We start from the raw sequence: 12,792 nt of genomic DNA on the forward strand, positions 1-12,792 counted from the left end.
TGCTATTTTAGCTGCGACTTAAGGTCGAAGCTGCAGCGGCTTCTTCCATGCTAGATGTCGACATTTTTTATTTCGGCAGGGTTTTATTTCAACATCATTGGGGATTTCCTATGAGCAAAGCAAAAATCGGTATTGTGACGGTAAGCGATCGCGCCAGCGCGGGGATTTATGAAGATATCTCAGGCAAGGCGATTATCGACACGCTCAACGACTACCTCACCAGCGAGTGGGAGCCGATTTATCAAGTGATCCCCGATGAGCAGGATGTGATTGAAGCGACGCTGATCAAAATGGCCGACGAGCAGGACTGCTGTTTGATTGTCACCACGGGCGGCACAGGACCTGCGAAACGCGATGTTACCCCAGAAGCCACAGAAGCCGTATGCGATCGCATGATGCCTGGCTTTGGCGAGTTGATGCGTGCTGAATCCTTAAAGTTTGTCCCCACTGCCATTTTATCGCGCCAAACCGCAGGTCTACGGGGGGATTCGTTGATCGTGAACTTGCCCGGTAAGCCAAAATCGATTCGCGAATGTTTAGATGCCGTGTTCCCTGCTATTCCGTACTGTATCGACTTAATGGAAGGCCCGTATTTAGAGTGCAACGAAGCCGTGATCAAGCCATTCAGGCCTAAGGCTAAGTAATATATTGAGATGTTAGGTTAAACTTGGTTGCTGTCAGTCTGGGCAGACGCTGCGGCGGAGCTGTGGATGGAAATGCATAGCCCACGCAAAATCGTCTATGGGTTGTAACATCTAGCCCCATTCGCCTCGGTTGATGTGGGTATTTATTTAATTTGTGTTGGTCATACTGCCATTGGATGCATCCGCGGGGATGTAGGAGAAATTAGGGATGAAGACTCTGTTAGCAAATATTTTTGGTCATTGGCAATCACCACCTTGGATGCGCTGGTGCAAAGCTCATCCAGGCAAAAGTGTCGGTAGCCTATTAGCCCTATTATTCGTTGCAGCAGGCCTATGGAAAGCGTGGGATTGGTATCAGCATTTACCTAAACCACAAACAGTGCAGTCTAGAATATTCGCGCCGTCATTGACTAATTACGAGGCTGAGACGACTCAGGTTGCACCGCTCGTCGTTCGTTTTAGCGATTCAGTTGCTCCCCTAGATAATATAGGTAAACCCTTGAATAAGGGCGTCCATTTGAGCCCCGCTATTGCAGGTCAATGGCGCTGGGCGAGCGATAAACATCTACAGTTTCAACCTGATGGTGACTGGCCAGTGGATCAAGCCTACGATCTCACACTGGATAGTGACACATTATTAGCCAGTCATATTCTACTGGATAAGTATCGCCTCGAGTTTAAGACCGCTCCCTTCAGCGCCAATATTAGCGATGCCCGCCTTTACCATGATCCGAATCAGCCCAATATTCAAAAGTTTGTCGCAACCGTTCATTTTAGTCATCCCGTCGCAACACAAACCGTTAAGCCAGCTTTGTCTGTACTGTTAAGCCCAGGTTTAACCTATAGCCAAGACAGTGATTATGAGCTGACCTTCGATGATAAACACCTAAATGCCTATATTCATTCGGCGCCTTTAGCGACGCCATTGGAACCGAGCTCGGTTAAGTTAGAACTGAGTAAAGGGATTAAAGCGGAAACAGGGGGGAATGCGGCCGCAGAAGGCAGTATGCAGGTTAGTGTACCGGGACGTTATCAGTTGAGCTTTTCCGCGGCACAAATTGGTTTTGCCTATAACGATAAGGAAGAACCTGAGCCTGTACTGACCATGGAGAGTTCTCGTCCCGTGGGAGATGAGGCACTTAAAGGCAAGGTCGAAGCTTGGTTGTTGCCCCAGAAAGACCCCCAAGGGAATACGTACTGGAATACTCAAAATGTCACTGACTCAGTGTTGCTGGCAGCACCTAAAGTGTCTTTGAGTCAAAACCCTGGAGCGGAAGGCCTTAATCAGTTACATAGTTTTAAATTTAAAGCACCTGTTGGTCGTTATCTTGCCATCAAGGTGGCTAAGCATGTGGAAGGTCAGGGTGGCTATTTGTCCCGTGATGCCGCTTTTTCCGTGGTGCGTATGCCGGAATATCCCAAGGCGCTTTCGTTCCTCGGCGAGGGTGCGCTACTAACGTTAAATGATGATCAACGTTTAGGTTATCTCGTGAGAGGTGTTGCAGATGTCAGGATTGAGGTCGCTCAACTGTTGCCCGATCAACTTCATCAGCTGGTGGATCAGAATTCGGGTATTTTCACGGCCCAGTACTTTAACAATGCCGCCTTCGATCGACTGGTGACGCGCACTGAAATAACCCAAAGCTTTGCATCGACGGATCCCGCTAAAACCTCCTATGGTCAGGTGGACCTTAAATCCTACTTCGCTGATAAGCGAGGCATTTTTGTGCTTAAGTTAACGCCAGCCGAAGAGAATAATTATGGCACCTTCGACGATTATCCACGTGAAGCCCATGATTTACGTTTTGTGGTAGTCACTGATCTGGGGATTTTGGCTAAGCGCAGTGTCGACGGCAGTTTGGATATATTTGTGCAGTCATTATCCAAGGGCTTAGCAATTGTCGATGCCAAGGTGGAAGTGGTCGGACGCAACGGTCTGCCAGTGGCACAAGGACTTACTGATCCACAAGGCCATGTGCATTTAGCTCAGTTGGGTGAATTGCGTCGTGAAAAGACGCCGCTTTTCTATCGGGTAGAAAAAGCCGGAGATGTGTCTTTCTTGCCGATAGGCGATTGGCACCGTCAGCTCGATATGTCCCGTTTTGATATTGGCGGTAGCTACGAGAGTGAAGATCCTAATACGCTGAGTGCGTATCTCTTTACTGACCGTGGGTTATATCGCCCAGGTGAAACGGCCCATGTGGCGAGTTTAGTCAGGAGCCAGAGTTGGGCAGCCTCTTTTAAGGGCTTGCCGGTCAAAATGGTGGTGACAGATCCGCGTGGCATTAATGTATTAGATCGCACATTTAATTTAGACACGAGCGGTTTTAACAGTTTGGACTTTAGCAGTTCCGAGGCCGCAGTGGCTGGAGAGTACACAGCCAGCTTATCTTTGATCCGCGATAAACATCGTTTGACTCGTTTGGGTGAGGTGAGCTTTAAAGTTCGCGATTTTGAACCTGATCGTATCAAGGTCAGAGTAACGCTAGGTGCGACGGATGGCGGCACTGGTTTAGGGTGGTTAAAACCTGAGGACGTGTCGGCTAAGGTTCAGGCCGAGCAGCTGTTTGGTGGACCTGCGGGTGATCGACGCGTGACGGGTGAAATTGTACTGTCGCCCACGGATATTAGTTTTAAGCAATGGCCAGGTTATTACTTTGGTGTGTTAGGTGAGTTGAAAGAATCCTTCCGTGAGACTTTAGCGGAAGTGAACACCAATGAAGAAGGCGTTGCAGGGCTGAATCTCGCTTTAGATCGTTTCGGACAGACGACGTTCAAGTTGCATCTGCTTGCAAAAGTGTATGAGGCAGGATCCGGTAGAGGTGTAAGTGCTCAAGATCAGGCGCTGGTCTCGAGCGCCGATATGCTACTGGGTTATAAAGCCGATGGTGATTTGGGCTTTATTAGCAAAGGTGGAGAGCGGCATCTTAAGCTAGTGACTGTGGGTCAAGATTTACAACCTCGAGCCGTACAACTTAAGGCTGAACGTATTGCTCGACGTTGGGTCTCTGTCTTGGTGAAGCAAAATGATGGCACGTATCGTTATGAGTCACGTCGTAAAGATACGCTATTGGAAAGCACAGATTTACAGCTTGAGCAGGGTCAACTCGATTTGTCTCTCGATACGCGTGAGTCTGGTGATTACCGATTAAGGATCATCGATGCCGAAGGGCGCCAGCTTAACCAAATTGACTATAGTGTGGCGGGTCAAGGCAATGCGAGTCGTGCCTTAGAGCGTAATGCTGAACTTCAACTCAAGTTAGACAAAGATGAGTACCAACCCGGCGAGACGATCAAACTCGCGATTCAAGCGCCCTACACTGGTGCGGGTTTGATCACCATTGAGCGAGATAAAGTTTATGCATTTAAATGGTTTAAAGCAGATAGCAGTCGCTCGGTGCAATCGATCCAATTGCCAAAGGGGATAGAAGGCAATGCCTATGTGAATGTGCAGTTCTTGCGTGCGCCAGACTCTGATGAGATTTTTATGAGTCCGTTATCCTATGCGGTTAAACCCTTTAAGATAGATTTCGGGGAGCGTCGTCAGCCCTTATCGTTAAGCCTGCCAGAGCAGATGAAGCCGGGTAATGATCTAAAGATTGGCTTGAACTTGTCTACAGCCTCAAAAGTCGTGGTCTTTGGGGTGGATGAAGGCATATTACAAGTCGCCCGTTATCAAACTCCCGATCCGTTAGGACACTTCTTTGCTAAAAAGGCGTTGACGGTAAACTCGAGCCAAATCTTAGACTTGTTATTACCAGATCTTAACGTGTTAATGCGTTATGCCGCACCCGGTGGCGATGCCGAAGCTTTACTCGCTGCAAATTTGAATCCGTTTAAGCGTAAACGTGCATCGCCAGTCGTATATTGGTCTGGACTACAGGAACTCAGCGCCGGTGAACAGCAGTTTAATTACAGTGTGCCCGATACGTTTAATGGAAAGATTCATTTCTTTGCCGTCAGTGTAACTGACAGCAATATGGGTGTTGCCGAAGCTTCTGTTCACGTGAAGGCGCCAGTGGTGATGAGTCCAAATGTGCCCGCGTTTTTGGCTCCTGGTGATGAGGCCGAAATCACACTGGGTCTCTACAACACTGAGCCTACATCTACCCATGTCCAAGTGGCGCTATCTTTGGAGGGTGGATTGACCCAGCTAGAGGGTGCTGAGCAATCGTTTGATATTCTACCGGGACAAGAGGCGACGGCGCGTTTCAAACTCAAGGCGATTGAGCCTCTGGGAGAGGCGAAGTTGCATTGGACGCTCAAGGGTGAACAAGGAGATTTCCAGATTGGAGAGAGTATTTCAATTCGGCCTCTAACCACGAATCGCGTGCAGTTGCAGACGGCTGTGTTAGATAGTGCAGAGAAGCAATTATCGCTGGAGCGTAAGCTATTTGAGCCTTTTAGCCGCAAAGAGGCGGGACTGCAAAGTAGCCCCTTGGTCTGGGCGCAGGGCTTAAGTGCTTATCTCGATAGTTATCCCCATGCCTGTACCGAACAACTGGTATCTAAATCTGTTCCAGCCCTGATATTAGGGAAACCGCAGGAGAATTTACCCGCCTTTAATCAACTGATTGCTCAGCTCCGTAGCCGCCAGAACAGTGAAGGTGCCTTCGGTCTATGGGCGGCAAATCCCGTTGTCGAACCTATGGTATCCCTGTATGTCGTGGATATGCTATTGGACGCCAAAGGCAATGGCTATGCTGTGCCGCAGGACATGCTAGAGAGAGCCAACGGCTATTTATCAGTGCTGAGTAGTGGCCCGAGTAGTGGTTTGAGCGAGTTGCGTCAGCGCGCCTACGGCACTTATCTCTTGGCTCGCCAAGGTGTGCAGGTCAGTGGTGCTCTGGCTGATATTCGCGATCGATTACAGCGTTATTATCCTAAAGATTGGCAGTCTGATATTGCAAGTGCTTGGCTAGCGGCGAGTTTTACACTCATGCAGCAACAGACGCTGGCTAAGCCGCTGTGGGAAGCACAAACATGGGAATTGATGCAGAAAACGCCGAAGCGTTTCGATCTATATTTAGATCCTTTGGTCCATGATGCTCAATTGCTAACCCTAGTCGCCCGCCACGCACCAGAACGCCTTGAGAAGCTACCCGAGGGATTGTTAGAACGTGTGGGTAACTGGCTATCGGCACAACGTTATACTTCTCTATCTGCAGGAACCTTAGTACGAGCACTGGCGGCTTACGATCAGCAAGCAAGCAGTGGTGAGTTGACGTTAACCGCTCAAGTGGCGGACAAGTGGCTGCTGCAAACTTTGCCCAAGGCTGAGTTGCCGTTTACTACTGATAAGGTCAAAGTCCAAAAGACGGGTGCTGCCGATGCTTTCTATATGTTGATGGAAGCGGGGTTTGATAAGCAGCCCGTTGCCGCTTTCAGTCACGGTTTAGAAGTGAGTCGCGATTATCTCGATCTTAAGGGCGAGCCGCTTAAGGGGTTGAAAGTCGGAGAGGAGTTCTTAGTTCGATTGCGACTGCGTGCGACGTCGCTCGAACAGCTGGAACAAGTCGTTGTTATTGATCTGCTCCCCGGTGGTGTTGAGCCAGTATATAGAGACAAAGGTGAAGAATTCAGTGGTTGGCAGCCACCAATAGGCGTTGGCGAACGGAGTGATTGGTCACCTTCTTGGCTCAATGTCCGTGAGGATAGAGTCGTATTGTATGGTACGGCTAGCCGTGATGTTGGCACCTTTACTTACAAAGCGCGCGCAACCAATGTTGGCCATTTCCAAGTGCCAGCTGCCTATGCTGAAGGGCTGTATGATCCTCTGCAACAAGCACTGGGGGCGGGCAGTGAATTAGTGATCTCTGCTCCATGAGATCCGTTTATCTAGCCTTAGTCGCCCTAGCCGTTATATTGCTAGGGCTTAGACTTTGGCCTGCGCAGCCATTGAGTCAACTGATGCCCAGTTCACGTGAGGTGTTGGCTGCCGATGGCTCTTTAATGCGCTTGACCTTAGCCACTGATGGCCAATATCGACTCTGGCAAGATTTAGAGGATATCTCCCCCATCATGATTAAGGTCATGTTGTTAAAGGAAGATCGCTATTTCTATTATCACCCAGGTGTTAATCCAGTCGCATTAGTACGTGCCATGTTGGCCACTTATGTTGGCGGTGATCGTCAAGGTGCCTCGACTCTGACTATGCAGTTAGTTCGTCGAGTCTATGCCATTAACAGTCGCACTGTGTCGGGCAAATTAGAGCAGATCTTGGCGGCATTCTGGTTAGAGGCTCGTTATAGCAAGCATGAGCTATTAGAGGCTTATCTTAACCTCGCTCCCATGGGGGGCAATATTGAAGGGGTTGGTGCTGCAAGTCAGATTTATTTCCATAAAATCGCGGGTGAGTTGTCTTTGAGCGAGGCTTTGAGCCTAGCGGTTATGCCTCAGAGTCCGGCGCGTCGAGCTCGATTTCAGGCAGACTTTCAAGCGGCAAGGGATAGGCTGGCGCTATTTTGGCAGCAGACCTATCCAGATGATCCTCGTAATCAAGGCTTGCTGGTGTTGACGGCCCTAGGTGCTGAACGCAACGAGCTGCCTTTTAAGGCGCCCCATTTTACTCGTCGACAACTACGCCAAGACGCGACCATTATTCACACGACAATAGAGCCTAAGTTACAAACGCTGCTGGAACTGCGAATTCGTCAGTATGTTGCGGGTAAGCGCCATTTAGGCGTGAATAATGCCACAGCGCTATTGATCGATACCCGTGATCAGGCGATTAAGGCTTGGGTGGGATCCGCTGATTTTTTCAATCCCATGATTTATGGTCAGGTTGATGGTGTCGTCGCCCGCCGCTCCCCGGGTTCGACTCTGAAACCTTTTCTGTATGCCTTAGGGTTAGATCAAGGGATTATTCATCCCCAAAGTATCATTAAAGATGCGCCTACCGCTTTTGGGAGTTTTGAACCGGAGAATTTCGACCATCGCTTCACGGGCCCTATTAGTGCCCATGATGCTTTGATCAAGAGCCGCAATCTGCCTGCAGTGTGGCTGGCAGGGCAGTTGACTCGTCCTAATTTGTACGGCTTTTTACGACAAGCCCAGATACTTGGTCTAAGGGGAGAAAGCCATTATGGGCTAGCACTTGCCTTAGGGGGGGCGAGCTGACTATGATGGAACTTGGCAGACTCTACCTAATGCTAGCGAGTGAGGGACGTTATTATCCCTTACGGGAGAGGACAGATCAGCCCATTAATCCGCCGAGCACTCAGTTATTGAGTCAAGCTGCGAGCTTTCTTGTGTTGGATATGCTTAAAGACAATCCGCGCGCCGATGGTTTACCTAAGCAGGGCTGGCGTGTGGCTTGGAAGACGGGCACCTCTTGGGGATTCCATGATGCTTGGAGCGCTGGCGTCGCTGGCCCCTATGTATTGGTGGTCTGGGTAGGGAATTTCGATGCAACGCCGAATGCCGCTTTTATTGGTGCTGAAATTGCTGGGCCATTATTTTTTAGCATCAGTGATGCTTTGCAGGCAAGTCTGCCGAGTACCGCCGATAAAGCCTTAGCTCAACCCAGTACAGTGAAAAAAGTGAACATTTGCGCCGAATCAGGTGAGTTGCCTAACCTGTGGTGCCCTAAAGTGGTTGAGGGTTGGTTTATTCCCGGCGTTTCACCCGTCAAAGTGTCTACGCTACATCGTCCTGTTTGGGTCGATAATCAAACGGGTATGGCTGTGTGTCCACCCTATGATACTCAAACCCAGCACCAAGAAGTCTTCGCGTTCTGGCCTTCGGACATGGCGAGTTTATTTGAGCAGGCGGGGCTACCGCGCAAGTTGGCGCCACAGTTGCCCGAATCGTGTCGTAACACTATTCAGCTCACTAACATAGATCCTGTTATTCGCTCCCCCCTGAGAAATGTCACTTATAGCTTGAGACAAAGTCATTTAAATGAACATATTGCATTGAAGGCCGATGCCGCATCCGACGCGAGTATGTTGTACTGGTTTGTTGGGCGGGATCTCATCGGCCAAAGCTTACCGAAACAGACCTTAGAGTGGCGGCCCTCGACGGCGGGTGACTATAAGTTATCTGTCACTGACGACAAGGGTCGCAGTGCGAGTTTGAATCTTAATGTCAGCATCTTGCAGTAACCCTAATGGTTTTAGGGCTGACTCTTATTTTAACGCGCTAATCTGTTGCTTTAGCTCGTACTCTGGCTCTGTCACTATTTTTTCAAGCACTTGCACTCGCTCGATTAGCGCTTGGTTTTGTAAGCTGAGTTGAGTCACTTTATCCTTAAGGTGGCTATCGTCTGTGGTGCCGACTCCAAGTTGGCGCGCCTTTAGATAGTGCTTAAACATTTCAGTGGCACTGATTCCTATGATGAAGGTGACCATAATCACCATTAAGACATATTCGTTTTCCATAACAAACTCCCGTAGTTATTGAGGTTTTCAACTTGGAGACGATTTGGTGATCGTCGCCAAGTTGAGCAATCGATTTACCTTACAAACCGAAGATTACTTTTTCACTCTTGAGCGACCTTTCCATGCCAAACGCCAGCAATACCGCGATGGCGAGCGTGCCTAAGGTCGAAACCAGTAACTGCAACATGGGCAAGTCTTTACCTTTGATAAAGTCCATTAAGGCCTGTTGCTGACCCGAGACTGGCAGCCACTGCAGCATGTCTGGCGCTATGTTGTAGCTGGCGGCCATCGACAAGGCTAAGGGCACAAACAGCACCATAGTCAGATAGGATTGTGCTTCCTTAAAGGTTTTCGCCATGAAAGACACAAACAGTTGCAGGCAAGCGGCCATTAACGCGACGGGAATACCGACCACTAACATCAGCGCCATAAATTCTGTGGTGATGTTGACGCTAAAGCCAAGCTCTTGCCAAGGTACAAAGGTGTAGGCGATTCTAGATACCAGCAAAATCAGCACTAAGCCTAATAGGGCAAACAGACTCACAGCGATGATTTTCGACAGCACTAACTGGCGTGTGGTCAGTGGATGACTGAGTAACAGAGCTAGCGAGTTACGTTCGCGTTCACCCGCGCTTGTATCTATGGCGAGGTTCATGCCCGAGATAAATACCGAGTAAATCATAGTGAAAATCGCGATACCTAAGATCATCCCGCCCTTCGAATCTGTTGTCGCTTGGTCGTGGACACTGACCTTCAGTGGCTGCATCACACGAGGATCGATACCGCGGGCAATCAGTCGTAGGCTGCCCATTTCTGTGCTGTAGGACTGCAGTTGCTTCTCGAGTCTTCGAATTGAGTTTTGCAGTTTTTCATCGGAATTATCGGCAACAATCGTGATCTCGGCGCCTTTGCCTTGATTCATCTGCGCGGCATAGTCGGGGCTGATGATAAGCTCTATGGCTTTAAGCTCACTGTCCTTCGCTTCACCACTGCTGATGCCTTTATTCGATAAAAAACGCACTAAATCCGGCGCTTTATCGGGATTGGTGATAGTGATTTTAAGATCGTCTGGACTCGTCAGCTGACCAATTAACACCATAAACAGGCCGCACATGATCAGCGGCGTGCCGATGGCGTAATAAAGCCCCGCCATCACAGAGCGCTTATCGCGGGCGGCGTCGATGAGTTCTTTACGAACCATAGCCATTATTTTATTCATGCTGTCATTCCTTTAACCATGTTCTTAAATTCCACGCCTTTACATATCAAGCTCTTAAAGGTTAAAACCTGCGGGCGTAATCTTTGCTGAGTCATCATGCCGCTATCCCTTCATCTGTGCCGATCAGTTGAATAAAGGCTTCTTCGAGTGTGTCTTTACCCGTTTGGATGCACAGTTCGGTGGGGCTACCAATGGCGACGACTCTGCCCTGAGCCATGACAATCACTTGGTCACACAGCGCGGCGACTTCTTGCATCACATGGCTAGAGAACAGCACGCAATGTCCTTGATTCTTAAGGTCGATAAGAATGTCACGCAGCAGGCGAGTGCTCATCACATCGAGCCCACGGGTTGGTTCGTCGAGGATAATATTACTCGGGCTGTGGACTATGGCCTGTGCGAGAGCGGTTTTCATCCTTTGTCCTTGGGAAAAGCCTTTGCAGCGGCGATCGCTAATGTCTTCCAGACGTAATTTAGCAATCATTTGGCTGGTGGCTTCCTTGGCATCCTTAGAGGATAAGCCGCTTAGCTCGGCAAAATAACGAATGTATTCCCGTGGCGTTAAGCGTTCGTACAGACCAAAAGGGTCGGGGAATAACCCGAGTTGCTGCTTAGCACCGATAGGGTCGATGGCGACATCTATGCCTTCGATTTCTGCTTTGCCGTTATCGGGTTTCAGCAAGCCAAAAATCGTGCGTAAACAGGTAGTTTTACCCGCGCCGTTGGGGCCGAGTAATCCTGTGATTTGGCCGTTTTGTGCGACGAAGCTTAAGTCATTGAGCGCCTGCACGTCACCGATGCGTTTTGAAAGATTGGATACTTTGATCATGGCTTACTCCTTGGCCCCAGTGCTGGCTTTATCATCTGCGGTGGTTTTTTTGATGTTTGCATCAAGTGGTTCTACCGAGCTGGCATTCAAATAAAAGCTGCGGCGCACATCTTTCTTTAAACATTCGCCGTCGAGATCTTTAACGGAACCCGAGCGAACCAGATCGGCGATAAGGTTATTGGCACAGGATTGATAGGCCACGCCGTGGGTTGCATAGGGTGCGACAAAGTGTTTGGCATTGGTGAGTTTTTCCATCGCTAACTCGCCCCAACTCGGTGGTGTCGCAGGGTCGATTTCGCCGGATAACAACAAGATCGGAATATCGCTGCTGATGGGCTCGCTAAAGCTTTTATCGACCGCGGGGACTTTCCATACTTCACAGGTGGCTTCTAAGCCTTCGAGCATAGTTTTGCCCATAAAGGAGTGCTGAGCCTGCTCGCGCATGGCGGGCGTAATACGGTGCATATCTTCGCCACAGACCACGGATGCGTGCATACCCATCGCCATGCCAGCATTGTCGATAGTGAGGGAATACAAACCGAGTATGGGTTGGAAGTTGTGTTTCGCGGCTTGGTGAATCGCATGGGGCACTAAGGCGCGCACATTGGCTTGATACAGCGCCATGCGGATGGAGCCGTAGAACTTACCGCGCGTCATTGTCAGCATGGTCTTTTCACCCGTGACTGGGTCGTAGACGTTTTCCATCACAGGCGCTTTGGCGAGTGAGGCCGCGACTTGGTCGAATTCGGCTTTAAGCTCAGGGAACTGGGCATGACAAGCGGCGGTTTCTTGGCAATCTTTAAAGAGTAAATCAAAACCCCGATCAATCGACGCGCCGATTTCTAACACGCTTTGTTGCATCGGCACTATGCCGTCTAAGGTCACTGTGGCTAAGTGTGCAGGGTATAAACGCATGTAAAGCTGCGCCATACGAGTGCCGTAGGAGATGCCGTAAATATGCAGTTTTTTGTAGCCCAAATGCTGGCGCACGGCTTCGAAGTCTTTAATCGCGTTGAGGCTACCGTATTGGGTGACGTCGGCATCGATTTTGGCTAAGCATTTTTGGGTTTCGGCTAAAGTGTCGGCATTGTCATCATCGAATGACAGTGGAGATTGCGCGCCTTCATCACAGGTCAGCAGATTCGAGCGGCCTGTGCCCCTTTGGTCGATCAGCAAGATATCCCGCTGTTGGCGGACTTTGCTCAGCATGGCATCAAAACCCGCGGCATTGTCTATGGCCGATTGTCCTGGGCCGCCAGCAATGGCGAGTAAGGCTTCTTCATGGTTGACGTTTTTCACCGCGGGCAAGACCACGTAATGCACTTGGATCTGTTTGCCATCGGGTCTGTTGGGGTTTTCAGGCACAGTCACAAAACCGCAGTTTAGGCGATCGGATACACCTTCTACATAACAAGTGTCGGTGTTATTCGCCATGTTCCTCGCGATATCAGCCGCTTGTGTCTGTTGGCTTTTCACATCACTCGCCCATGTCGCCGTACTTGCCATCGCCAGCATAAGTGCGCTTATGCTTAATATGCGCGAGCCTAAAATATGCGTGCGCCATGTGGCAAGCGTGGTATTAGCCGTACCATGCAGTTGCCGAGTGGGCGAAGGGCGTTGAGCGGTTTGGCTTAACTTCCTGTGTGTCATGCTATCTATCATGCGCGCTTTCCTTTTTGCATTTCAGGACGAGTGTGTTAATTTAAATACCAGTGTATC

Annotated in this window: 8 protein-coding genes; 4 read left to right on the forward strand and 4 right to left on the reverse strand. The window is 49.7% G+C overall.

Annotated features, from left to right (window positions below; all coding sequences use genetic code 11):
- Positions 1-110: 110 nt before the first annotated feature.
- The 4 genes from mog (at position 111) to OX890_RS02525 (ending at position 8,749) form a co-directional block, all read left to right on the forward strand.
- Entirely contained in the window at positions 111-644 is a 534-nt protein-coding gene (gene mog / locus OX890_RS02510; protein ID WP_006083754.1) for a molybdopterin adenylyltransferase, read from the forward strand.
- Between the two features lie 208 nt (positions 645-852).
- The gene (locus OX890_RS02515; RefSeq protein ID WP_126490871.1) at positions 853-6,471 is read left to right on the forward strand and encodes an alpha-2-macroglobulin family protein; all 5,619 of its coding nucleotides are present in this window, start codon (positions 853-855) and stop codon (positions 6,469-6,471) included.
- An 83-nt stretch (positions 6,472-6,554) separates the two neighbouring features.
- The gene (pbpC, locus tag OX890_RS02520) at positions 6,555-7,763 is read left to right on the forward strand and encodes a penicillin-binding protein 1C (protein ID WP_268650047.1); all 1,209 of its coding nucleotides are present in this window, start codon (positions 6,555-6,557) and stop codon (positions 7,761-7,763) included.
- Positions 7,764-7,765: 2 nt separating this feature from the next.
- Entirely contained in the window at positions 7,766-8,749 is a 984-nt protein-coding gene (locus tag OX890_RS02525) for a hypothetical protein (protein ID WP_268650048.1), read from the forward strand.
- Between the two features lie 24 nt (positions 8,750-8,773).
- On the opposite strand, the gene OX890_RS02530 is transcribed toward OX890_RS02525, so the two are convergent.
- The 4 genes from OX890_RS02530 to OX890_RS02545 all read right to left on the reverse strand — a co-directional run bounded on the left by OX890_RS02530 (position 8,774) and on the right by OX890_RS02545 (position 12,735).
- A complete protein-coding gene (locus tag OX890_RS02530; protein ID WP_107946172.1) occupies positions 8,774-9,025 on the reverse strand; it encodes a hypothetical protein in 252 nt (83 codons plus the stop codon).
- A 79-nt stretch (positions 9,026-9,104) separates the two neighbouring features.
- Entirely contained in the window at positions 9,105-10,244 is a 1,140-nt protein-coding gene (locus OX890_RS02535) for an ABC transporter permease (RefSeq protein WP_268650049.1), read from the reverse strand.
- Between the two features lie 94 nt (positions 10,245-10,338).
- Complete coding sequence (locus OX890_RS02540; RefSeq protein WP_268650050.1) at positions 10,339-11,073, reverse strand: ABC transporter ATP-binding protein; 735 nt, start codon at positions 11,071-11,073, stop codon at positions 10,339-10,341.
- 3 nt (positions 11,074-11,076) lie between these two features.
- Positions 11,077-12,735 carry an alpha/beta hydrolase gene (locus tag OX890_RS02545; protein WP_268650051.1) on the reverse strand — a complete coding sequence of 553 codons (1,659 nt, stop codon included), beginning with the start codon at positions 12,733-12,735 and terminating at the stop codon, positions 11,077-11,079.
- Positions 12,736-12,792: the final 57 nt, after the last annotated feature.

This window comes from Shewanella sp. DAU305, assembly GCF_026802235.1.
Classification (GTDB): domain Bacteria; phylum Pseudomonadota; class Gammaproteobacteria; order Enterobacterales; family Shewanellaceae; genus Shewanella; species Shewanella baltica.

Coding starts and splice junctions, on each gene's coding strand:
- mog (WP_006083754.1), top strand. CDS start 111: ATGAGCAAAGCAAAAATCGGTATTGTGACGGTAAGCGATCGCGCCAGC.
- OX890_RS02515 (WP_126490871.1), top strand. CDS start 853: ATGAAGACTCTGTTAGCAAATATTTTTGGTCATTGGCAATCACCACCT.
- pbpC (WP_268650047.1), top strand. CDS start 6,555: ATGCCCAGTTCACGTGAGGTGTTGGCTGCCGATGGCTCTTTAATGCGC.
- OX890_RS02525 (WP_268650048.1), top strand. CDS start 7,766: ATGATGGAACTTGGCAGACTCTACCTAATGCTAGCGAGTGAGGGACGT.
- OX890_RS02530 (WP_107946172.1), bottom strand. CDS start 9,025: ATGGAAAACGAATATGTCTTAATGGTGATTATGGTCACCTTCATCATA.
- OX890_RS02535 (WP_268650049.1), bottom strand. CDS start 10,244: ATGAATAAAATAATGGCTATGGTTCGTAAAGAACTCATCGACGCCGCC.
- OX890_RS02540 (WP_268650050.1), bottom strand. CDS start 11,073: ATGATCAAAGTATCCAATCTTTCAAAACGCATCGGTGACGTGCAGGCG.
- OX890_RS02545 (WP_268650051.1), bottom strand. CDS start 12,735: ATGATAGATAGCATGACACACAGGAAGTTAAGCCAAACCGCTCAACGC.